This window comes from Sphingobium sp. TomMM35A, assembly GCF_054771735.1.
Genome location: NZ_BSRC01000001.1, coordinates 1,994,244 through 2,016,023, shown reverse-complemented (window position 1 = coordinate 2,016,023; position 21,780 = coordinate 1,994,244). Strand labels below are relative to the sequence as shown.

26 protein-coding genes are annotated in these 21,780 nt (G+C 61.7%); 11 read left to right on the top strand and 15 right to left on the bottom strand.

The features are described 5' to 3' along the window. Positions 1 to 16 precede the first annotated feature (16 nt). A complete protein-coding gene (locus ACYU8T_RS10145) occupies positions 17 to 550 on the top strand; it encodes a CHAP domain-containing protein (RefSeq protein ID WP_201515687.1) in 534 nt (177 codons plus the stop codon). Positions 551 to 628: 78 nt separating this feature from the next. Further along, positions 629 to 1,354 carry a CHAP domain-containing protein gene (locus ACYU8T_RS10140; RefSeq protein ID WP_461159340.1) on the top strand — a complete coding sequence of 242 codons (726 nt, stop codon included), beginning with the start codon at positions 629 to 631 and terminating at the stop codon, positions 1,352 to 1,354. A 54-nt stretch (positions 1,355 to 1,408) separates the two neighbouring features. On the opposite strand, the gene ACYU8T_RS10135 is transcribed toward ACYU8T_RS10140, so the two are convergent. From ACYU8T_RS10135 to ACYU8T_RS10105, 7 genes are all read right to left on the bottom strand, one after another. Beyond that, positions 1,409 to 1,681 (bottom strand): DUF3297 family protein, encoded by a 273-nt coding sequence (locus ACYU8T_RS10135; protein WP_461159339.1) that lies wholly within the window; start codon positions 1,679 to 1,681, stop codon positions 1,409 to 1,411. A 30-nt stretch (positions 1,682 to 1,711) separates the two neighbouring features. Then, entirely contained in the window at positions 1,712 to 2,566 is an 855-nt protein-coding gene (locus tag ACYU8T_RS10130; protein ID WP_201515684.1) for a S1 family peptidase, read from the bottom strand. 2 nt (positions 2,567 to 2,568) lie between these two features. Next, positions 2,569 to 2,991: a DUF350 domain-containing protein gene (locus tag ACYU8T_RS10125; protein ID WP_201515683.1), complete on the bottom strand. Its 423-nt coding sequence runs from the start codon at positions 2,989 to 2,991 to the stop codon at positions 2,569 to 2,571. A gap of 88 nt (positions 2,992 to 3,079) precedes the next feature. Then, positions 3,080 to 3,376 (bottom strand): hypothetical protein, encoded by a 297-nt coding sequence (locus ACYU8T_RS10120; protein WP_097092417.1) that lies wholly within the window; start codon positions 3,374 to 3,376, stop codon positions 3,080 to 3,082. A 121-nt stretch (positions 3,377 to 3,497) separates the two neighbouring features. After that, entirely contained in the window at positions 3,498 to 4,739 is a 1,242-nt protein-coding gene (locus ACYU8T_RS10115) for a class I SAM-dependent methyltransferase (protein ID WP_461159338.1), read from the bottom strand. 33 nt (positions 4,740 to 4,772) lie between these two features. Further along, positions 4,773 to 5,525 carry a molybdopterin-dependent oxidoreductase gene (locus ACYU8T_RS10110; protein ID WP_443018572.1) on the bottom strand — a complete coding sequence of 251 codons (753 nt, stop codon included), beginning with the start codon at positions 5,523 to 5,525 and terminating at the stop codon, positions 4,773 to 4,775. Further along, the gene (locus ACYU8T_RS10105; protein ID WP_461159337.1) at positions 5,522 to 6,250 is read right to left on the bottom strand and encodes a cytochrome b/b6 domain-containing protein; all 729 of its coding nucleotides are present in this window, start codon (positions 6,248 to 6,250) and stop codon (positions 5,522 to 5,524) included. The genes ACYU8T_RS10110 and ACYU8T_RS10105 overlap by 4 nt, the downstream gene beginning before the upstream one ends. A gap of 414 nt (positions 6,251 to 6,664) precedes the next feature. Between ACYU8T_RS10105 and ACYU8T_RS10100 the strand changes: the two genes are divergently transcribed. Continuing rightward, on the top strand, positions 6,665 to 7,171 hold the full coding sequence (locus ACYU8T_RS10100; protein WP_461159336.1) for an outer membrane protein: 507 nt from the start codon (positions 6,665 to 6,667) through the stop codon (positions 7,169 to 7,171). A gap of 91 nt (positions 7,172 to 7,262) precedes the next feature. Here the strand turns inward: ACYU8T_RS10100 and ACYU8T_RS10095 are convergent, their stop codons facing one another. The 5 genes from ACYU8T_RS10095 to ACYU8T_RS10075 form a co-directional block, all read right to left on the bottom strand. Then, positions 7,263 to 8,183, bottom strand: a complete 921-nt coding sequence (locus ACYU8T_RS10095) for an EamA family transporter (RefSeq protein WP_461159335.1) — start codon at positions 8,181 to 8,183, stop codon at positions 7,263 to 7,265. 262 nt (positions 8,184 to 8,445) lie between these two features. Then, on the bottom strand, positions 8,446 to 9,465 hold the full coding sequence (locus tag ACYU8T_RS10090; protein ID WP_461159334.1) for a fatty acid desaturase family protein: 1,020 nt from the start codon (positions 9,463 to 9,465) through the stop codon (positions 8,446 to 8,448). 239 nt (positions 9,466 to 9,704) lie between these two features. After that, entirely contained in the window at positions 9,705 to 11,225 is a 1,521-nt protein-coding gene (locus ACYU8T_RS10085) for a fumarate hydratase (protein WP_461159333.1), read from the bottom strand. Between the two features lie 93 nt (positions 11,226 to 11,318). Continuing rightward, positions 11,319 to 11,678: a DUF4440 domain-containing protein gene (locus ACYU8T_RS10080; RefSeq protein ID WP_461159332.1), complete on the bottom strand. Its 360-nt coding sequence runs from the start codon at positions 11,676 to 11,678 to the stop codon at positions 11,319 to 11,321. Positions 11,679 to 11,767: 89 nt separating this feature from the next. Then, complete coding sequence (locus ACYU8T_RS10075; protein WP_461159331.1) at positions 11,768 to 12,430, bottom strand: glutathione S-transferase family protein; 663 nt, start codon at positions 12,428 to 12,430, stop codon at positions 11,768 to 11,770. Between the two features lie 534 nt (positions 12,431 to 12,964). On the opposite strand from ACYU8T_RS10075, the gene ACYU8T_RS10070 reads away from it, so the two are divergent. After that, on the top strand, positions 12,965 to 14,899 hold the full coding sequence (locus ACYU8T_RS10070) for a ribonucleoside-diphosphate reductase subunit alpha (protein WP_461159330.1): 1,935 nt from the start codon (positions 12,965 to 12,967) through the stop codon (positions 14,897 to 14,899). Between the two features lie 67 nt (positions 14,900 to 14,966). On the opposite strand, the gene ACYU8T_RS10065 is transcribed toward ACYU8T_RS10070, so the two are convergent. Then, positions 14,967 to 15,221, bottom strand: coding sequence for a DUF2171 domain-containing protein (locus tag ACYU8T_RS10065; protein ID WP_097092910.1), 255 nt, complete (start codon positions 15,219 to 15,221; stop codon positions 14,967 to 14,969). An 89-nt stretch (positions 15,222 to 15,310) separates the two neighbouring features. Here ACYU8T_RS10065 and ACYU8T_RS10060 point away from each other — a divergent pair, with 89 nt between their 5' ends. The 3 genes from ACYU8T_RS10060 to ACYU8T_RS10050 all read left to right on the top strand — a co-directional run bounded on the left by ACYU8T_RS10060 (position 15,311) and on the right by ACYU8T_RS10050 (position 18,685). After that, the gene (locus tag ACYU8T_RS10060; protein ID WP_461159329.1) at positions 15,311 to 16,366 is read left to right on the top strand and encodes a ribonucleotide-diphosphate reductase subunit beta; all 1,056 of its coding nucleotides are present in this window, start codon (positions 15,311 to 15,313) and stop codon (positions 16,364 to 16,366) included. A 3-nt stretch (positions 16,367 to 16,369) separates the two neighbouring features. Beyond that, positions 16,370 to 17,914 carry a P-loop ATPase, Sll1717 family gene (locus ACYU8T_RS10055; RefSeq protein WP_461159328.1) on the top strand — a complete coding sequence of 515 codons (1,545 nt, stop codon included), beginning with the start codon at positions 16,370 to 16,372 and terminating at the stop codon, positions 17,912 to 17,914. 159 nt (positions 17,915 to 18,073) lie between these two features. After that, entirely contained in the window at positions 18,074 to 18,685 is a 612-nt protein-coding gene (locus ACYU8T_RS10050; RefSeq protein ID WP_461159327.1) for a glycine zipper 2TM domain-containing protein, read from the top strand. A gap of 9 nt (positions 18,686 to 18,694) precedes the next feature. Here ACYU8T_RS10050 and ACYU8T_RS10045 read toward each other — a convergent pair whose 3' ends face one another. Together ACYU8T_RS10045 and ACYU8T_RS10040 are read right to left on the bottom strand one after the other, a co-directional pair. After that, complete coding sequence (locus tag ACYU8T_RS10045; protein WP_461159326.1) at positions 18,695 to 19,042, bottom strand: thermonuclease family protein; 348 nt, start codon at positions 19,040 to 19,042, stop codon at positions 18,695 to 18,697. A 329-nt stretch (positions 19,043 to 19,371) separates the two neighbouring features. Next, positions 19,372 to 19,725 (bottom strand): hypothetical protein, encoded by a 354-nt coding sequence (locus ACYU8T_RS10040; protein ID WP_247229741.1) that lies wholly within the window; start codon positions 19,723 to 19,725, stop codon positions 19,372 to 19,374. A gap of 136 nt (positions 19,726 to 19,861) precedes the next feature. Between ACYU8T_RS10040 and ACYU8T_RS10035 the strand changes: the two genes are divergently transcribed. From ACYU8T_RS10035 to ACYU8T_RS10020, 4 genes are read left to right on the top strand one after another with little or no spacing between them, the layout of a single operon-like run. Continuing rightward, a complete protein-coding gene (locus ACYU8T_RS10035; RefSeq protein ID WP_097092404.1) occupies positions 19,862 to 20,242 on the top strand; it encodes a RidA family protein in 381 nt (126 codons plus the stop codon). Between the two features lie 5 nt (positions 20,243 to 20,247). Beyond that, on the top strand, positions 20,248 to 20,604 hold the full coding sequence (locus ACYU8T_RS10030) for an ArsC family reductase (RefSeq protein WP_097092907.1): 357 nt from the start codon (positions 20,248 to 20,250) through the stop codon (positions 20,602 to 20,604). A 51-nt stretch (positions 20,605 to 20,655) separates the two neighbouring features. Beyond that, a complete protein-coding gene (locus ACYU8T_RS10025; RefSeq protein WP_097092403.1) occupies positions 20,656 to 21,081 on the top strand; it encodes an RrF2 family transcriptional regulator in 426 nt (141 codons plus the stop codon). A 38-nt stretch (positions 21,082 to 21,119) separates the two neighbouring features. Continuing rightward, on the top strand, positions 21,120 to 21,776 hold the full coding sequence (locus ACYU8T_RS10020; protein WP_461159325.1) for an MBL fold metallo-hydrolase: 657 nt from the start codon (positions 21,120 to 21,122) through the stop codon (positions 21,774 to 21,776). Positions 21,777 to 21,780: the final 4 nt, after the last annotated feature.

Here is a 21,780-nt window from a genome sequence, read left to right as displayed (position 1 = left end):
GGGGGTCGTTTCACACATGATCGGTGCTTTTCGCGCATTTATCGCGACTGCCATGCTTGCGCTCGGCGCCTTGATCGTGACCCCTGCCGCTGCCGGCGTTCTCCAGTGCGCGCCCTACGCGCGGCAGGTTTCCGGCATCGAAATCTACGGCAACGCGAACACATGGTGGGGACAGGCCGAGGGCCGCTATGACCGTGGCCATGAGCCGCGCGAAGGCGCCGTGCTGGCCTTTTCCGCCAGCCGCTCCATGCCCGTGGGCCATGTTGCCATGGTGAGCAAGGTGGTCAGCGATCGCGAAGTGCTGCTGACCCACGCCAACTGGTCCTATCGCGGTGGCATCGAGCGCAACGTGCGCGCGATCGACGTGTCGCCCAACAATGACTGGACCGATGTGCGCGTATGGTACGGCCCGATCGGCGGCCTGGGCCTCCGCTCGAACGCCGCCAAGGGCTTCATCTATCCCAGCCATGCCCGTGAAGCCGCGCCGGTCCAGATCGCCATGGCCGACCGCGTGAGCCCGGCCGCAGCCGCCGCTGGCGCTGCTTTCTAAGACATTAACTATTTTCTAAGCGCCGCTGGCTAGTTTGACCGGCGGTGGGGCGATTCTCAATATTTTGAGGTCGCAAAAATGTTTCGATATCTTCGCGGAGCAGCATTGGTGCTGGCTTCGCTTGCCGCGACCCCGCTATGGGGCGCGACGGCTTTGCAGTGCGTACCCTATGCGCGGATCGTGTCCGGCGTGAATATCCGGGGCGACGCGCTGACCTGGTGGGATCAGGCGGAGAGCCGCTATGCGCGTGGCCATGTGCCTCGGCGCGGCGCCGTCATGGCCTTCCGCCCCTATGGCCCGATGGTGCTTGGTCATGTCGCAGTGGTGAGCAAGGTGCTGGACGACCGGCGCGTGCTGATCCGGCACGCCAACTGGTCGGTGCCCGGCGCGATCGAGGAAGATGTGCTGGCGCTCGACGTGTCCGAGGCGGGCGATTGGAGCCAGGTCCGTGTCTGGCACAGTCCGACCGGGCAGATGGGTGCGCGGACCAACCCGACTTTCGGCTTCATCTATCCCGACAAGGCGCAGCTGCGCGCATTCGAGGCCGATCCGGCGCTCGGCACCAGCGTGCGCTTCGCCAAGGTGGACGCTGATATGGGGAAGCTGTCGAAGGCAGCGGTCAAGGTGGATGGGGAAGAGGCGCCGGCGCGTCTTGCGAGCCTGGGCCGGTCCTTGCGCAAGGTAGCGCGTGAGCCGAAGCTGGAGGTCGACATGCGGGCGGTGCAGTTTGCTGACGCCATGCCGTCGGGACGATCGCTGCGGGACATCATCGCCGATGTGAAACGGGATGCGCGGCTGCGCTAAGGACAAATGCCGTTCGGGCCTAGCCATTCGACAGGTTCAGCCCGAACAATATGTTCACTCGGGCTGCGACGACTCTTCGTCGCCTTCGGCTGGACGCTCGAACCAGGCTTCCACCGGGCCTGACAGCTTGATGGTCAGCGGCTGGCCGTGGCGGTCCTTGGTCTTGCCGGCGGCGACACGGATCCACCCTTCGGAAATGCAATATTCCTCGACATCGTTGCGGACGCGGTCCTTGAAGCGGATGCCGATCCCCCGTTGCAGCACGTCCATGTCGAAATGAGGGCTGCGCGGATTGGTCGAGAGGCGGTCGGGAGGCGTGTCGCTCATGGCTGTTTCAGATCCTTCGTTTCGCGCCGCCTAGCCTTTCGGCTGCGCCGCCGTCAACCGGGGCGCATCGTCCACATCGCAGAAGATGCGGCGGATCACGCCCTGCTCCAGCCAGGAGGCGAAGCGAACTTCCGCATCGGCAAGCCCGGCGAAGGGATAGGCCACGGGTTGATCGTTGACGGCGCGGCTGGCCTGAACCAGCCGGATCATCGCATCCGGCGCAGTGGTCAGGATGCGCCCCCGCCGGTCGGTCGCCGCGCTGTTGACGCCGACCACATGGCCATCTTCGGCAAAGACGGGGCCGCCGCTGATGCCGGACAAAGTGTCGTCGCTTTCGGGCAGGCGAGCGACTTCCGCCCAGGCGAGAACTGGCTGGGTTTCCTCCGTCCGCCCGCGCCGGGCGCTTGCCGCGCCGATCAGTTCGGAGACGACGAGCGCGGCGCGTCCTGCGGGAAAGCCCATATGGAAGCCGACGGAGCCAGGCGCGGGAACCCGGCCCGACAAGGGCAAGGCATGATCGCTGGGCAGGCCGTCACGCACGAGGGCGGCGTCCGCCTCCCGGCTTTCCACCACGCGGGACACGGCGCGCGCGACGCCGCCTTCCTCCAGCCCGATGCGGGCGCAGTCGTGGGTGACATGCTCCGCCGTCAGCCAGGCACCGTCGCGGTCCACAGCGAAGGCTGTGCCCATGCTGTCCGATGGCGCGCCCGGGCGGTCTTCGATCACGAAAGCCTCATCGCTCCATTGCGGCATTGGGCGGCGCGGGGAACGCGGGTCGAAGGTTTCGACTTGCAAGGGCGTGGGCTGCGTCACCTCGCCGATCCAGGCGAGCGCCAATATGCCGCCCAGCATCAGCGGCAGGCATCCTATGCTCCGCCGCGCCATATTCAGCCCGCCACGGCCGCGGCCGTCAGGCAGGCGATCGCAACCTTCATCATCGCCAGGAAGATGGCGGCGGATCGCTCATTCGCCTCGATCCGGGCGGAAAGGGAGCCGAGCAGGAAATCGACGAAGCGGAAGGCGATCAGTTGCAGCACAAGCGTGACGCTGCCCCAGATGATGATGTCCCAGACGTTGACCGATCCGGCGAGGCACAGGGCCAGCGGAACCGCAAGGCCGATCGCCGCGCCGCCGAGCGAGATTGCCGCAGCCTCGTTCCCGGCGCGAATCAGGGCGAATTCATCGTGCGGCGTGATCCACATATAAAGCGCCAGTGCCGCGAGCCACGCCAGCGTCGCGCAGGCAAGGTGCAGCAGGAAGATGGGGAGCCCCGACAGCAGGCTCTGAATGACGGGCATGGGATCGCTCATGCCGCCAAGGATGCCGCAACCTGATCCCCGCTTCAATCAGGGATCGGGTTGCGGAAGTGTTTCTGTCCCTAAGCCAGACAGTTATGCGTCAGCGGCAGATGCGCACCCGCACGTCGCGATCGCGATAATAGTCATAGCGCCATTCGGTCCAGCAGCGTTGGCGGTAGCGATAATGATGCCGCCTGCCGTCCCGCCAGTAGCGCCGGTCGCCATCGCGCCAGCGGCGATTATCCCAGCGCCGGTCCCAGTCACGGTCGCCCCGCCACTCGCGGTCGCCATAGCCATAATAGCCGCCGCGATATTGCGCCTGGGCTGGCATCGCCGTCGCGCCGAGGGCCGTGACCGCCAGCCCGAGCGCGGCCGCGCCCTTCACGAAGATATTCATATCCTCTCTCCTCAACATGCATCCCCGGACGCAGAGCGTTGGACGGGGCCTAGGGGAGGGAGGATGCACAAGCTTCACTGAACCGCCCGGGAACGGCACTGTCAGCCATTATTAAGGGAGGCTATTTGCCGCGCAGTTCGTCTTCTGCCGCGGTCATGTAATCGCGTGTGATCGGCAGCGCACGGCGATCACGCGCATATTGGACCTGGTAATTCACCATGCCGCCATGTTCGAACACCGTCGCCGCGCCCGCGAGATAAAAGGTCCACAGGCGGAAGAAACGCTCGTCATAGAGAGCGATGATGTCCGCCCGCCGTGCCATCGCCCGAGCATACCATTGGCGGATGGTGAGGCCGTAATGGAGCCGCAGCACTTCGACGTCCGTCACCATCAGCCGCGTGCCCTCGCTGCCCTGGATCATTTCGGACAACGCCGGGATATAGCCGCCGGGAAAGATATATTTCTGGGTGAAGGCGTCGGTGATGCCCGGCCCGTCCACGCGCCCGATCGTGTGCACCAGCATCACGCCCTCGGGCTTCAGCAACTGCCGGCACTTGTCGAAGAAGGTGCGGTAATGGGCGGTGCCGACATGTTCGAACATGCCGACCGACACAATGCGATCGAACGGACCCTCCACATCGCGATAGTCGATCAGTTCGAAGCGGACATGATCGGCGACGCCTGCTTCCTCGGCCCGTTGCCGCGCGACCTTCAGCTGTTCCTCCGAGAGGGTGATGCCGGTAACGTCCACGCCGCAGGTGCGGTGCAGATAAAGCGCCATGCCGCCCCAGCCGCAGCCTATGTCCAGCACCTTCATGCCTCGTTTCAGGTGCAGCTTCGCGGCGATATGCGCCTTCTTGTCCTCCTGCGCCTGCTCCAGGCTGATCCCGGCCTCATTGTCCGCATCGGGGAAATAGGCGCAGCTATACTGGCGGTCGCGATCGAGGAACAACGCATATAGCGCGCCTGACAGGTCATAATGATGGGCGACATTGGCCTTTGACCGCGCGCGATGGTTGGCGCGCCAGAGCGTTTGGCGGATCGACTTGATGCCGCGTTTCAGCCGCCCCTTGGCGCTGATCGACTTGCCGCTTTCCCAGCTGTTGTTGGCGCGGATCAGCGAGACCAGCTCCATGATGCCGCCGCCCTCGATAGCGACGCGGCCGTCGATATAGGCTTCCGCCATGCCGAGGCGCGGGTCCTTGATGATGTCGAAGGGGACACGTGCGTCCCGGAATTTGAGGGCCAGCGAAGGGAAAGCCGGATCGGGGGTGCCTGCGGTCACTTTCGTGCCGTCATGATAGATGATGGTCAGCTGTCCCCGTGTGACCAGCCGCTTGATGACGCGATCGAACAGTTTCATGGGGCGGCAACCTGTCAGGTCATTACGTCGCCGTCAAATGCCTGCATACCAATCATAATTGGCGCGGTCCTCCCAATAGCCGCCCTTGCCGCCGCCGATGCTGGACAACGTGTCGACCGCCTCTATCTCCATCAGATATTTGGCATGTTTGTAGCCCAATTGCCGCTCGACACGCAGGCGCAAGGGCGCGCCATTGGCTACGCGCAGCGGCTCATCATTGAGCGCGAAGGCCAGGATGGTCTGGGGGTGAAAGGCGTCGATCATGTCGATGCTTTCATAATAGGGCCGCCCGTCGCCCATGAAATCCGCGCATTTGAAGACGAGATAGCGCGCCTTGTCGCTCATCCGCGCGGCGTCGAGGACGAGGCTGAGCGGCACGCCTCGCCATTTGCCGATGGCGCTCCATCCCTCGACGCAATCGTGGCGGGTGATCTGTTCGCGGTGGGGCAGGCTGTGCAATTGGGCGAGCGAGAGCGAGAGCGGACGGCCAACCAAACCCGAAATGTTGAGCCGCCAGTCGGCAAAGCCCGACCGCCACAGCGCGCGATATCCCGGCGTGTTCGGATTGGCAGTGCCGTTGGGCCGGAAGAAGGGCGAGATCTGGTCGGGCCTGAACTCCCGCGCCAGTGCACCGCGCGCCATCAGGCTGCGCTGCGCCCATTTGTGAAAATTCTCCGCCGAGAACAGCAGCTCCCGCGCTTGCTCGTTGCGGGCCAAGCGATCGCATCCCGAGAGCGTGGCGGCGGCGCCGAGCAAAAATGTGCGGCGGTTCAGGATCAGGGTCACGGCCGCGCCTCTGGCAAGCGGTAGCGGCCGGTGATGATGGAGCGCAACTCGTTCGCAGGACCGGCAAGCAGCACCATGCTGAGGTGCACCAGAAAGAAAGCCGCCAGCAGGAAAGCGGCGATGAAATGGATCGAGCGCGCCGACTGCCTGCCGCCGAACAGATCGACCAGCCACGGCCAGGCGGCATTCATGCCAGGCGACATGGTGAGGCCGGTGAAGATCAGCAGTGGCAGCGCGATGAAGATGACCAGGACATAGCTCGCCTTTTGCAGGACATTGTAGCGCATCGCGGCTTGGCCCGTGGGAAAGCGCAGCCGGGCGTGATCGGCGATGTCCTGCCACACATGGCGCGGCGCCAGCTCACCCCTGCGGAAGGCGAGGTCGCGGCCGATATGACGGCTGAGCCACGCCCAGAGCATATAGGCGAGCAGGGCGAAGGCGAAGAGGGGAGCCGCCGCCAAGTGCCAGTGGCGGGACATGGCGAGATCATAATGGGCAGGCAGGGTGATCCACCCGCCAAAGCGCTCCAGCTCCAGCCATGGCTTGTCGAAATTGGCGCCATAATGGCCCCAATAGAGGCGTGGATGGGCGTTGAAGATGCCAAGGCCACTGGTGAAGAGAATGTAGAGCAGTCCGGCATTCAGCCAGTGCCACAGCCGAACCTGCCAGCGGTGGCGCAGCACCAGCGGCGCCGTCATGCTGGGGGAGGCGGGGCTGCTGTCCATGGGATGCTGTTACCCTTTTGCATCAGTCGCGTCAAAAAGTCGGCCTTTGGTCAGAACGTATCCGAAATGATTGGCCGGTTCATCTTCTGGCCATATTCGCCGTGGATAGGGACGATCATCTTCCGGGGCTGGCAGGCACGGACGGCATGCGTGTCGAATGTGGAAGATGACGATGGATGACTGTTGCGAAATAGCATCATCAATCAACAATCTTCATATCGATATTGCAACATTGATCAAAGGTCACCATATGCGCTTCAGCTCACGACGCAAGATCGGGGCAAGCAGGGATGGCGTAAAAGGGGTCACTTCATAGCGGCGCTTGGGGCTGAAATGCTTCAATACCATGCCTGTTATATATCAAGAGCGCGGCTCACTTCCTGAGTAACGCGCATCTTATTGCATGAGGACTTTATGAAGACTGTGATTTTCGCAGCCGCTGCTGCTGCCGCTTTCTCGGCTCCCGCTTTCGCGCAGGACGCTGCTCCCTTCACCGGCCCCCGCGCTGGCGTGACTGTTGGCTATGACAGCCTGGGTGACGAAGAAGGCGTGAGCTACGGCGTTACCGCTGGTTACGATCTGCCGGTTGGCCAGAACTTCACCTTCGGCCCGGAAGTGTCGCTTGGCGATTCGACTGTTGACGCCACCGGCGTTGACGTCAGCCGCGATCTGGCCGCTTCGGTTCGCCTGGGTTACGTCGTGAACCCCCAGTTCCTGGCATTCGCGAAGGTTGGCTACGCCGACACCCGCATCGAACTGCTCGGCACGAACATCAACTATGAAGGCGTCCGTTTCGGCGGTGGTCTGGAGTTCGCTCTGACCAACAACGCCTACATCTCGGCCGAATATCAGCGCACCGAATATGAAGACGATTTCGGCGGCCGTGACGCCGCTGTCGTCGGCATCGGTTTCCGTTTCTAATCCTTTTCGGATCTGAAACATAGGAGGGCGGTCCCATTGGGGCCGCCCTTTTTGTTTGCGTGCATGATTCAGTTTCGCGCGCCTCGCAACGTCACGAGAGCGAACCGGCCAGCGCAAGCACGACGCCACTGACAACCAACAGCAGCCCCAGAACCTCGCTGCGCGTCATTCGCTCGCCAAGGTAGAAATGGCCAAAGCCAAGCGTGAACGCAATTTCCACTTGTCCTACGATGCGGACGAGCGCGACGGGCGCTGTGGCAAAGCCTGTAAACCAGCAGGCTGATCCGAGTGCCGACAGCAGGCCGACCTGGCCGGAAATGCGCCAGCTTCCCCAGAGCTTGCGCATCTCGTCCGGTTCGCGCAGCAGCAGATAGCCGCCCTGCATCAAAGTCTGGAGCGCTACCGTCACCACCAGAACGATGAGCGCGGCGAGGATCGGGTCGCTGCCGCCCACTTCCTGCGTGGCGCGGCGGATGCCAATGGCAGTTAGTGCGAAGAAGAAGCCCGAAGCGATGCCGGTGAGCGCCGCAGGTTGGCCGAGTGCCCTGAGGAAATCGGCTGGCCCCATGCGTTTGCCGCCCGCGGACAGCAGCATCACGCCAGCGACGCCGCAGCTTATCCCCGCCCAGGCAAGGGGATGAAGCCGCTCCCCCATCAGCAGGAAGGATAGGATCGCGCCCTGCACCGCCTCCGTCTTGGAATAAGCGGTGCCGACGACGAAGTTGCGGTGGGCAAAGGCCATGATGAGCAGGTTGGTGGCGATGATCTGCGCGAGGCCGCCCGCAGCGCAGAAGAGCAGGAATTTGGGCTCGGGCGAGGGCAGGGCCGTCGAGAAGGCCCAATGATATCCACCAAGCAGCAGCAGGGCGAAGGGCAAGCCGTAAAGGTAGCGGACCAGCCCGGCGGCGTTGACCGACAGGCTCTTGCTGACGCGCCGCTGCACTGCCGTGCGCCAGGCCTGGGTGGCGCCTGCGAGCAAGGTGGCGGGGAGCCAGATGGGCGAAGATATCATGCTGGTCCTATAGCGGCTTGCCCGGCGCTGTCATGAGGAGGATCGGCGGAAAACAGCCATTCTTGCCCCGAAGTTCACACTGTATGCGCGCGCGTGCCCCAGCGCGCGTGTGCGGATGCGAGGCACGTCGCGTAGAGCGACGGGATACGCATCCCTGCCGAAATAGGACAGGCGATTATTGATCGGTGCAGCGGAAATAGGATGGATTTTGCGCATGCTGTAGTGGCCGGGCCACAGATTCCCTTGTACCGCGCCGCGCCGTTCAGCCCTGCGGATTGGCGCTGGCCGTGGCCTGCGGTTCGCCCGCATCCTTGGTAGAAGGCGGCATCAACTCCCGCATCACGCCCCAATAGCTGCGCGTGATATGGGCGTGGGCGGCGAAATTGGGGTCGGTCATCAGATGCGCGTGCAACCGGCGCAGATTCTGCCAGGGGACGGATGGAAACAGATGATGTTCCAGATGGTAGCTGACATTGAGCGGCGCGATCAGGAACCGGTCGAGCAGTGTCGGGATGATCGTCCGCGTGCCGTTCAGTTCTCGTTCGTTCGCAACGCCATTATGCTCCGCGATCGCCCTGATCCGGTTGAAGACATTGGCCCAGATGAATTGCGGGATCAGGAGAAGGCCCAATATCTGCCAGCGCCAGGGCGACATCAGGATCAGGCCATAGAAAAGCACGGCCCAGACGACGTAGCGGATGCGCAAAGCGAGGGGAAAGTTGTAGTCGAAGCGCCCCGGATTATGGAAATTGGCGAAGGGGGCCCAGATGCGGCTGTCGCGGGCCATGCGATAGAAATTGAGGCCGGTCACGCTGCGCACCAGCAGCCACAGCATGGCGAGGGGCCGTTTCGGGAAATGCTGATCGGGATCGCGTTGCTGCACCCGATAGTCGCGGTCGCGCATCGTGTTCGTGTAGCGATGGTGATGCATGTGGTTGGCGCGGTACAGGTGAATGCTGAAGCCAAGCGGATAGGCGACGAAAATGTCCCCTACAAAGTCGTTGATGCGGCGGTTGCTGAACAGCATCGAGTGGCAGGCATCATGCATCATCACCGCCAGGCATTGGATGCGCGATCCAATGATGAAGCCCGCCACTATATAGACGGGTATGCTGTCGAGACGGATCGCGACGGCGCCGGCGGCGATCGCGACAGCCCATTGCAGGCACAGCAGCACCGCGTTGCGGCGGTCGTCGATGACGGACAGCTTGCGCACGGTCGCCAGCATGTCGCGCCGGGCATAGCGATAGCCGGGCGGATAGAGGTTGGCGTTGTCTTCCACGGGAATGCGTCTCCGAGCGCGGCGTCAGCCTGGCGCCGCGACGTTATGAGGGCAGCAGCGCTGCGTCAACGGCGGGGGCTTGGGAGAAGGCATGGCGGCAGGACGCTGAGGCCCTTCGACAGGCTCAGGGCGGACGGGGGTAAGGTGCTTCGCGCTGTCCAATGTGGGTGGAAGCGGCGGGAGGAAGAACAACGCCGGGTCTGGCGCGGTCGCTGTTCTTCCTTATCGCGGGACCGGGATCAGGCCTGTTCCAGCAGGCCTTCCTTCCGGATCTTTTCCTGCCAGACGAGCGGCGCGAGGCGATGGACATTCTGGCCTTCGCTATCGACGGCCACCGTTACCGGCATGTCCTGCACCTCGAATTCGTAGATGGCTTCCATGCCGAGGTCTTCGAAGCCGACCACCTTCGCGCCCTTGATCGCGCGGGCGACGAGATAAGCCGCGCCGCCGACCGCCATCAGATAGGCGCTCTTATGCCTGGCGATGCTGTCCGTTGCGGCCGGGCCGCGCTCGGCCTTGCCGACGCAGGCGGCGAGACCCTCTTCAAGCATCATGTCCATGAACTTGTCCATGCGGGTCGCGGTCGTGGGACCGGCGGGGCCGACCACCTCGTCGCGCACCGGATCGACCGGGCCGACATAATAGATGACGCGGCCCTTGAAATCGACCGGCAGCTGCTCGCCCTTGGCCAACATGTCCTGGATACGCTTATGCGCGGCGTCGCGGCCGGTGAGCATCTTGCCGTTCAGCAGCAGGCGGTCGCCATGCTTCCAGCTCTGCACGACTTCCGGCGTCAGGGTGTCGAGATCGACGCGGATCGCTTCCTTGCTTGGTTTCCAGTCCACCTGCGGCCATTCGGAAAGCTTGGGCGCTTCCAGATAGGCGGGGCCGGAGCCGTCGAGTGTGAAGTGCGCGTGGCGGGTCGCTGCGCAATTGGGGATCATCGCGACCGGCTTGCCCGCCGCATGGCAGGGATAGTCGTAGATCTTGACGTCGAGGATGGTCGAAAGCCCGCCCAGGCCCTGCGCGCCGATGCCGAGTGCATTGACCTTGTCGAAAATCTCGATGCGCAAGCGCTCGATATCGTTCTGCGGCCCGCGCGCCTTGAGCTCGCCCATGTCGATGGGCTCCATCAGCGATTCCTTGGCAAGCGCCACAGCCTTTTCCGCCGTGCCGCCGATGCCGATGCCGAGCATGCCCGGCGGGCACCAGCCAGCGCCCATCTGCGGGATCATCTCCAGCACCCAATCGACGATCGAATCGCTCGGGTTCATCATCTTGAACTTGGTCTTGTTCTCGCTGCCGCCACCCTTGGCTGCGACATCCACGATCACCTTGTTGCCCGGCACCATTTCGACGTTCAGCACGCAGGGCGTGTTGTCCTTCGTATTCTGGCGCGAGAAGGCCGGGTCGCGCAGGATCGAGGCGCGCAGGCGATTTTCGGGGTTGAGGTAAGCGCGGCGCACGCCTTCATCGACGACATCCTGCATCGAGCGGCTATTGTCGTCCAGGCGGCAATCCATGCCCCATTTGATGAAGACGTTGACGATGCCGGTATCCTGGCAGATCGGGCGATGCCCTTCGGCGCACATGCGGCTGTTGGTCAGGATCTGGGCAATGGCGTCCTTCGCCGCGGGGTTGGCTTCGGCCTCATAGGCTTTGCCGAGCGCGCGGATGTAATCCATCGGGTGATAGTAACTGATGAACTGGAGCGCGTCGGCGACGCTCTCGATCAGATCGGCGGTCTTGATGACGGTCATCTACCCTGGTCCTCTGGCCATTATAGCGATTTGCGCCCGGCTATAGGGTTTTGGCGGACGCTGTCCAGAGGAAGGGTAGGCCGAATTGGGCGCCTAGCTGGCGATCAGCGGTGGGGTCTGCTGGTGCTGGATGACGCGCCACTCCTCATGCGCCAGCCGCCGATAGGTCGATGTGCAATGGGCTTCATAATCCTCACCCTCGCCCCGATGCGCCTTGGCCATGTAGGCGATCACGATCAGCCCCTCCTGCGGGCGCATCACCTGCCGTTCGGTCAGTTCGACGCTGTCCCAGCGGGGCGTCTGCGCCATCGCGTGCGCGGCGTCGCGGCCCTTGTAGATGAAGGGCGGCGCGGGCACGACCATCAGGCTTTCATCATCGATGCACTGCTCATAATCGCTGGCGTCGCCAGTCCAGAGCCGTTCCTCAAAGTGCCACACACGCTGGTCGTCCATCTGTCGCGCCTTTCTGCCGGGTCGGGTGAAAGAAGCGCCCGGCGAGCGCGAAGGCTCCCCGGCTTGGTCGCAGAGATGGGGCGGCCCGCCTATCGCTCCCGGTCAGCGGCCTCTTGCGCGTAGGGGAACATGTGCCACCAGGGCTCTTTCTCCTCCAGCACCCGGGCAAAGCTCGACCGCGCCTCCAGCCGATCGAGATAGGCGGCCAGCACCGGGAAACCGCCGCGCATCGGCTCGACCTTGTCGGCATAGAAAAGAGCAGGGGCAGCGGCGCAGTCGGCCAGCGTGAAGGCGTCACCCGCGGCCCAATATCGCGCGCCGATCCGCTCTTCCAGCAGCGCATAGGCCTTGCCCAGCAGAATGCGCGCCTCGCCAACGCCATGCGGGTCGCGCGCTTCCTCCGGCCGCAGCCGGTCGGCAACGATTCTTTGCATCGGGGTCATCACATAATTGTCGAACAGCCGGTCCATCATCCGGACCTCCAACGCTTCTTCCGCATCGGCTGGGATCGGACGGAAGGAGCCGGAGCAGTGCTGCCCCAGATATTCGATGATGATGCTCGCCTCCGCCACCGTCTGGTCGCGGGCCTCGTCTCGCAGTATCGGGAACTTGCCGAGCGGCCATAGCGCAAGCCATGCCTCCACAACGCCCGGCTGCTCCATCATCCGGCGATCGAACGGAATGCCGTGCTCGTAAAGGGCGATCAGCACCTTCCAGCAATAGGAGGAGAGGGGGTGATAGTAGAGAATCATCGGCTTTGCCTCTGCGCTGCATCGTCCGTGCGGAATTGCGGCTTTTATCACGCTTTTTCGGCGTTGGCCCATTCACGGTTAATCCACATCAGCTTGTGGATAAGTTGTGGATGAACCACCATCCTTAGCGAAACGGGACAAGGGTGCTGACCTGATCCTGGCAAATTCTATGATGAGGCAAAATTATTTTCGTTCTCAAATTGTTTCCCTTGCCTTTTGCGAGATGGCCGGAAGTCCGCGCGTCGCTGCGATGCAGGATCGTTCCATTGTCATATGTTTGCCATGTGAACCGCCGCGCGCAGTGCTCCAACCGTCATTTATCCTCTTGCAAGCATAGCAAGCTGTGGCACTATCCCTTGTATCGGGTTAACGGGGGTTACCCAACAGATTGTGATTGCTCCGGCTGGACCATTTTCCAGGCGAGAGGCGTTTTGCCTCATGCGGTCCATAGTTGGTTGGCTCCCTGCTGGCAGGGCAAGCTCTCGACAAGAAGCTTGACCGAATCGAACGAAACAGGAACATTCGGGGGCTCGAATGGATTTTCGTGACTGCGAACAAACAGGTGCAAGCGACGTGGCGACGGTAATCGACGAAGTTATGGAAACGGTGGCGGAAAAGAAGAAGGCTGCGCCGGCCAAGGTGGCTGCGCCTTCCTCTTCGTCCATCCAGGCGCGCCGGTTCGATGTCGTGACCGACGACAGCCGCGATGCGTTGCTGACGGAGTTCGGGAAGGACACGCTGAAGGACCGCTATCTGCTGCCCGGCGAATCCTATCAGGATCTGTTCGCCCGCGTCGCGGCGGCCTATGCCGACGACCAGGCGCATGCCCAGCGCGTCTATGACTATATCTCGCGCCTGTGGTTCATGCCCGCGACGCCCGTGCTGTCCAATGGCGGCACAGGCCGCGGCCTGCCGATCAGCTGCTATCTCAACAGCGTCGACGACAGCCTGGAAGGCATCGTCAACACCTGGAACGAGAATGTGTGGCTCGCCTCGCGCGGCGGCGGCATCGGCACCTATTGGGGCAGCGTGCGCGGCATCGGCGAGCCGGTGGGCCTCAACGGCAAGACCAGCGGCATCATCCCGTTCGTCCGGGTGATGGACAGCCTCACCCTCGCGATCAGCCAGGGCAGCCTGCGCCGCGGTTCGGCCGCCTGCTATCTCGACATCTCCCATCCGGAGATCGAGGAGTTCCTCGAAATCCGCAAGCCGAGCGGTGACTTCAACCGCAAGGCGCTCAACCTGCACCATGGCGTGCTGTTGACCGACGAGTTCATGGAGGCGGTGCGCAACGGAGCTGAGTTCCAGCTGAAATCGCCCAAGGACGGCTCCGTCCGTGGTTCGGTCGATGCGCGCAGCCTGTTCCAGAAGCTGGTGGAAACCAGGCTTGCGACGGGTGAGCCCTATATCGTCTTCTCCGACACCGTGAACAACATGATGCCCAAGCATCATCGCGATCTGGGCCTTAAAGTTTCGACGTCGAACCTCTGTTCAGAAATCACACTGCCGACGGGTCGCGACCATCTCGGCAATGACCGGACGGCGGTCTGCTGCCTTTCGTCCGTGAACCTGGAAACCTGGGACGAATGGAACAAGGACCCCGTCTTTGTCGAGGACGTCATGCGCTTCCTCGACAATGTGCTGCAGGACTATATCGACCGTGCGCCGGACGAAATGGCGCGGGCGAAATATTCGGCGGCGCGTGAACGGTCAGTGGGCCTGGGGGTGATGGGGTATCACTCCTTCCTCCAGGCCCGGGGCCTCCCTTTCGAAGGGGCCATGGCCAAGAGCTGGAACCTGCGCATCTTCAAGCATATCAGCGAAAAGGTGAACGACGCCTCGATGCAGCTGGCGGTCGAACGTGGCCCGTGCCCAGACGCCGCCGACATGGGCGTGATGGAGCGCTTCAGTTGCAAGATGGCGATCGCGCCCACCGCGTCGATCAGCATCATCTGCGGCGGCACGTCGGCCTGCATCGAGCCGATCCCGGCGAACATCTACACGCACAAGACGCTGTCCGGCAGCTTCGTGGTGAAGAACCCCTATCTGGAAAAGATCCTGCGCGACAAGGCGAAGGATTCGACCAATGTCTGGAATTCGATCCTCGAACGCGGCGGGTCCGTCCAGCATCTCGATTTCCTGAGCCAGGAAGAAAAGGACACGTTCAAGACCAGCTTCGAAATCGACCAGCGCTGGCTGCTCGAACTCGCGGCGGATCGTACGCCCTTCATCGATCAGGCGCAGTCGCTGAACCTGTTTATCCCGGCGGACGTGGAAAAGTGGGACCTGATGATGCTCCACTTCCGCGCGTGGGAACTGGGCATCAAGTCGCTTTACTATCTGCGGTCAAAGTCGGTGCAGCGCGCGGGCTTCGCGGGCGGGGTGGAAGCCGACAACACGATCGACGCACCGAAATTCGAGCTGGCTGGGGGAAGCACAGACTATGACGAATGCCTGGCGTGCCAATGAGCTAATGGGGGGGATGGGCGCGGCGGTGGCGACACCGGCCGCGCCCACACAATCGCCCCCGGAGCCGTCACCCCTCGTCTTGTTCTTCTTCAAAGAGAACGGCGTTGGCACCGGTCGCAGAGAGCCGCACAGTGCCATCCTCATCAACCCCGGCGATCAGTCCCTGACTGATATAATGATGATGCCCGGAGTGACTTCCCTGGCCGCTATCCGCCTTGATCAGCTTGATACGATCGCCCTCGACGTGATCGACAGTGCCGACATGGACGCCATCAGCGCCGATAACCTCAGCATGTTCCTTGATGCTGGTAAGATCAACCATCATATTGCTCCTGTGCCGGGAATGACGGGGACCAAACGTCCCGCGCCCGCACAGGTTGCGCACATCCATTAATTCGCGGAGCCGACCCGATGTCCCTTCTTCAAGCCAGCAAGGTCTACAAGCCTTTCGAATATCCCTGGGCCTATGAGTTCTGGAAGCGCCAGCAGCAGCTGCACTGGCTTCCCGAAGAAGTGCCCCTGGGCGAGGATTGCCGCGACTGGGCACAGAAGCTGTCGGACCATGAGCGCAATCTGCTGACCCAGATCTTCCGCTTCTTCACCCAGGCGGACGTGGAAGTGCAGGATTGCTACCACGAAAAATATGGCCGTGTGTTCAAGCCGACCGAAGTGAAGATGATGCTGACCGCGTTCAGCAACATGGAAACGGTCCACATCGCCGCCTACAGCCATCTGCTCGACACGATCGGCATGCCCGAAACCGAATATTCGGCCTTCATGCAGTATAAGGAGATGAAGGATAAGCATGACTATCTGAGCCAGTTCGGCGTCGATACGGATGAGGATATCGCCAAGACGCTGGCGATGTTCGGCGGCTTTACCGAAGGGCTTCAGCTGTTCGCGTCCTTCGCGATGCTGATGAACTTCCCGCGCTTCAACAAGATGAAGGGCATGGGCCAGATCGTCACCTGGTCGGTGCGCGACGAAACGCTGCACTGCGAAGGCATCATCAAGCTGTTCCACGCCTTCGTGAAGGAGCGCGACTGCCTGACCCCGTCCGTCAAGGACGACATCATGGACATGTGCCAGAAGACGGTGCGGATCGAGGACGCGTTCATCGACCTCGTGTTCGAAATGGGGCCCGTCCCCGGCATGACGCCCAAGGACATCAAGAAATATGTCCGCTACATCGCCGATTGGCGCCTGGGGCAGCTGGGCCTCAAGCCCATCTACATGATCGACGAGCATCCCCTGCCGTGGCTGACCCCGCTGCTGAACGGGGTGGAGCACGCCAACTTCTTCGAAACCCGCGCGACGGAGTATTCAAAGGGCGCGACGCGCGGCCAGTGGAACGAGGTGTGGGACGCGTTCGACCGCCGCAAGACGCTCAAGGCTGGCAGTGCCGCCAATGTGGATGAGCCGAGCGATCCGGACATGTTCAAGGCTGCGGGGATCGCGGCGGAGTAACCTATGTCTGCTAAGTTTCTTCAGTCATTTGGCTTTCAGGAAAGTCCATTTTCGAGCACAAACGCAGATACTGAGCCAAATTTGGCCCAGTATTTCGTGTCGCCGCCCTATTTCTCGTCGGTTAAAGGTGATCCCAGCGATCCAAAGAGCAACGTTATACTTGCTCCGAGAGGCGGTGGCAAAACTGCCCAAAAAGTCATGTTGGAAGAACATGCAGAAACGACCCAAAGCAACCCGGTATATTGTATAACTTACGATAATTTCCGTCGCTTGCCTAAGGCTGGCGTGAGGTCTGTGAGTTTGGACTGGCATCTAACTCAAATAATTCAGAGAATGTTGACTGGTATCGCGTCCTTAATCGACGAAGGGCATGGTGAGAATCTGTCCTCCTCAGACAAGCGCGTCCTCTCTTATTGCTTCAGCCAATTTCTGGGCAGCTTGACGGCTGCCGATGCCCAGCAGGCCTTTGCCTCAGTGAAATCTATGCCAGAGAAGGCGGCTGATTTTCTGAAAAAGCACGGTCATAATATGATGGCCTTTGTGATGGCAGTGGCAGCACGCTGGGGGGTGGGTAAACCAGAATTTAGGCAAATTGAATCGGAATTGAGAGAGGAACCGCTCTCATATATATTCGAGAGGCTCATTTCGATCGTAAGAGGGTTCGGATTTTCTGCCGTCTACATTCTTGTCGATAGAGTTGATGAAATTCCGCAACTTTTAAATGATGCGGAAAGTGCCTTTAAGTTTATTGAACCTCTCATCAGTGATCTTTATCTACTCGAAACAAAAGATTGTGCTTTTAAGTTGTTTTTGTGGGATCAGATTGACGCCTACCTTGGTGCTTCGAGTTTCCGAGGAGATAGAATTCCGGTTTATACGCTGAACTGGTCGCAGGCCGAATTAGAGGACATGTTAAGTAAACGCCTGAAGGCGTACTCTAATGGCAGAGTAGCAAGTCTGAATAATTTGAAAGACTCAACCGTTGATTGGGATCTTCACAAGATGGCGTGCGCTCTCGGCAAAGGATCTCCACGAGACGTTATTCGCCTTGTTGGAAGGATCGTAGACGAACATACCCGTGTTGAAGACTCTGTAGGCCCGATTAACAAAGTTAGTGTCGAGCGTGGCATTTCTAAGTTCAGTCGGGAAAGGTCACGAGAATTGTATGGAAATAGGATCGACGATCTATTAAAAATTGGCTTGCCATCGTTTACAATAGGCGAATTGGCGAACGATATCTTTAGAATAAGTCATCAGGCTGCAAGAAATAAGATACAAAATTTTCTCAATGTTGGGGCGGTTGTCAAATCAGGAGAATTAGAAAATCCCGGAAATCGTCCTTTACATCAATATTCGTTATCTGATGTACGCTTGGCTGTAGTGTGTATGTCGGGGCATGACTTTCAAGACATAATTGAAGGTCATGCGCACGTCTGCCCAAAATGCACTCATCTTATGATCCGTGAGCAAGGTGAGGCCTCATGCGATGAATGCGGTCATATTTTCGATGCCGGAGAGGTCACGTCTCTACATCAACATTGCGTATGATCGTCGGGCCGAGAATTTGAAGAGTGTGGAATTGCTGAAGCGTTGTCGAAGTTCACCGATCCCCTTAGTTTAGAGCGCCCGTTCTATTCCGTTCATGCAACGTCCGCCCAATCCATGAGTTTAGCTCCATAGCCTGATAAATATGGCAAGGAGCATCACATGAGTTTCTCGATCAAGCGCGCCATCGCCGCTTTTTCGCTGGGTGCGATGACGTTGACTAGCGTTGCTGCGACCCCTGCTTTGGCGCAAGGCCGCGATGTGCGGATCGATGCGAAGGATTTTGCGCGGGAACAGCGGGACGCGCGCAATGATCGGCGCAGGGACATCCGCGACGCGCGGCGCGACTTCCGCGAGGACCGGCGCGACGCCCGCCGCGACTATCGCCGGGATGTCCGCGAAGCACGCCGCGACTATCGGGAGGATCGCCGCGACAATCGGTGGAAGCGCCCCGGCAAGACCGTCTACAATTATGATTGGAACCGCCCGGATCGCCGCTATGGCACCCGCTATCGTCCCGATCGCTATTATCGCAGCGGCTATGAGCCGATCCGGGTGACGCGCAACACGCGCATCTATCGCGGCTATGACGACCGCTATTATTGCCGCCGCTCGGACGGCACCACCGGCCTGATCGTCGGCGCGGCGCTGGGCGGCCTGCTCGGCAACCAGCTGGATCGCGGCGGCTCCAACCTGCTGACGACGCTGCTTGGCGGTGGCGCGGGCGCTCTGCTCGGGCGGGAAATCGATCGCGGTGGCGTGAGCTGCCGCTAACGCTTGCCGTTAACCCCTGCTGTCATTGGGGCACCAGGGCTGGCGTGACCCCATCCAGGGCCGCGCCAGCCCTTCTGCGACCAGCATCGCTCCAATCGACTGATCCCCCCGCATGACCATCCGCAATGATCGCCCGTAGCGATCCTGGTCGCGATCGATGGATTGGAGCATGAAGGGGCCCGCGTTGAGCAGCTGCCGCAGCCGCTCGGTCGCTTGGGCGCCGAGTGACGCTTCTTCCGGGCAGCGGGCCGGATGGGTTTCCGGCGTATCGATGTCAGCGATCCGAATGGTTTCGCCCCCCAGGCGAAAGGTATCGCCGTCGATCACGCAGTCGCTGGCGTAGCCGTCATCGCACATGGCCAAGGATGCAGCTTGCGACCGTTCTTGCGGGATGGAACTCGGTGACGGGCTGAATCTGGCGTCAGGCAGCGACGGAAGAAGGTCGCCTCCGGCCCAAAGTCCTGATGCGATGATCAGGAACGCGGCCAAAAAGCCGTTGAAGCAGGTGCGCGGTGCTTGCGCGCTGTACCGAGGCCGAGCGCTTGCGTGGACGAGGCGGAGATGCCTGTGGCGGCGGGGCCTGCGGGGCGGGTAGGACATGATGTCCACCTAGCCCGCCGCACATCATTGCCGCGCCGTGAAGCTGATCCGCTTTCCCTCCGTTCCGGCGCGAATGGGGGAGGGCCTTAGCCTTCCTCTTCGGTGCCGTCCCCCATCATGTCGTCTTCATCGTCCATATTCTCGGTATCGACTTGGCCGAGGGCGCTTTCCTCGTCATCCATCTGGGGTTCGCCGGAGAAAGCGTCGAAATCCATATGTCCGGACCGGTTCATTTCCTCCATCCGCTCGACAAGGTCGGGGGTGTCGTCGGGGATGATCTGGGCCGGGTTGGTGCTGCCGCCGCGCTCGCTGTCTTCGGACAGGTCGGTGCTGCGGACGCGGGCGTCGTCGGTGACGGTCTGCGCCTGTGATCCTTCGTCGCGCTGCTCGTCATTTTCCTCAATGATATCGGGGAAGCGGTCTTTCTCATTTGCGTCCATGGCATGTCTCCTTGCCCCCTCAACGGATCAGTCCCGCCGCCGTTCCTCCCCGCCCAAAAGCCGCTGGACGCGAGCGGCGGCATGGGGCAAGAGCCGCGCCAATCCCCATCCGTTTCCGTTCGAAGGAACTCCCCCCATGTCCCGCACGCTCATTTCCTCGGGCTCGCCTTTCGAGGCGCAGGTCGGCTATTCCCGCGCTGTCGTCCAGGGCGACTGGTGCTTCGTCGCCGGCACCACCGGCACTGATCCCGAAACCAAGGCGATGCCCGAAAGCGTCGTCGACCAGACGAGCAACGCGCTGAAGGTGATCGGCAAGGCGCTGGAGGAGGCGGGCTTTTCCTTCGCCGACGTGGTGCGCGTGACCTATTACATCACCGACCCGGCTTATTGGGACGAGCTGGGCAAGGCGACGGCGCCGGTGTTCGGCGAGATCCGCCCGGCGGCCAGTTGCATCGTCACCGGCCTTATCAAGCCGGAGATGAAGGTCGAAGTCGAAGTCACCGCGTTCAAGGGGTGATGGCCATGATCACCATGTATGGCATCAAGAATTGCGACACGATCAAGAAGGCGCGCAATTTCCTGGACAATGAGCGCGTTTCCTACAGCTTCCACGACTACAAGGTGTCGGGCGTGGACAAGGGCAAGCTGGAGGAATGGGTGATGGAACATGGGTGGGAAACCATCCTCAATCGATCCGGCACCACCTTCAAGGCGCTGGACGCGGGCGACAAGGCGCATATCGATGCGGACAAGGCTATCCTGCTGATGAGCGCCAACCCCTCCATGATCAAGCGGCCGATCCTGGACGTGGGCGGCCGGACCATCGTGGGCTTCAAGGCGACGACCTATGAAGAGGCGCTGAGCGGCGTAAAGGCCTGACCGGCTGCGCGGCGGCTTGTCAAATGAGGCGCGGGGGCGAATAACGGGATCATGCTTTCGCAGAAGACCCGTTACGCCATCCGCGCTCTCCAGCATCTTGCCGACCGCTACCGCCAGGGGCCCGTGCCGCTGAACGAGATCGCGACGCGGCAGAATATTCCGGCCAAATTCCTGACGGTGATCCTGTCGGAACTGTCGCGCGAGGGGCTGGTCGCGACGCAGCGGGGGCGCGACGGCGGCTATTGGCTCGCGCTGGCGCCCGTCGACATCAGCTATGGCGACATCGTGCGGCTGACGCGGGGATCGCTGGCGCTCACCCCTTGCGCGAGCCGATTCGCGCATGAAACCTGCACCAACTGCCTGCCCGAATCGGAATGCAGGCTGCACCGCGTGATGCTGCGCGTGCGCGACGAGACGGCGCGGGTGCTCGACAGCATCAGCCTGGCCGAGCCGCTGGCGATGGAAGAGGCCGAGTAGCCCTTGCGCCTGGCGCGCGGCTTCGCCACATCTCCGGCATGACTACGCCTCCGCTCAAAGCCGCGCTTATCCCTGTCACGCCCTTGCAGCAGAATTGCACGCTCTTTTGGTGCACGGCCACCAATCGCGGCGCGTTCGTCGATCCGGGCGGCGACCTGCCACGGCTGAAAGCCGCCGCCGAGCAGCAGGGCGTGACGATCGAAAAGATATTGGTGACGCACGGCCATATCGACCATTGCGGCGAGGCGGGGACCCTGGCCAAGGAACTCGGCGTGCCGATCGAAGGACCGCATGAGGCGGACCGCTTCTGGATCAGCCGCCTGGAGGAAGATGGCCGCAACTATGGTGTGAACGGCAAGATCTTCGAGCCCGACCGCTGGCTGGCCGACGGCGACCAGGTGAAGGTGGGTGAGCTGGTGCTGGATGTCTATCACTGCCCCGGCCACACGCCCGGCCATGTGGTCTTCCACCATGCGCCCAGCAAGCTCGCCATTGTGGGCGACGTGCTGTTCCAAGGATCGATCGGCCGCACCGACTTCCCGATGGGCAATCATCAGGATTTGATCGACGCGATCACGGGCAAGCTGTGGCCGCTAGGTGGCGACACGGCCTTTGTGCCCGGCCATGGCCCCATGAGCAATTTCGCCCATGAACGCCGCACCAACCCCTTTGTCGGGGACGCCGTGCTGGCCTGACCGC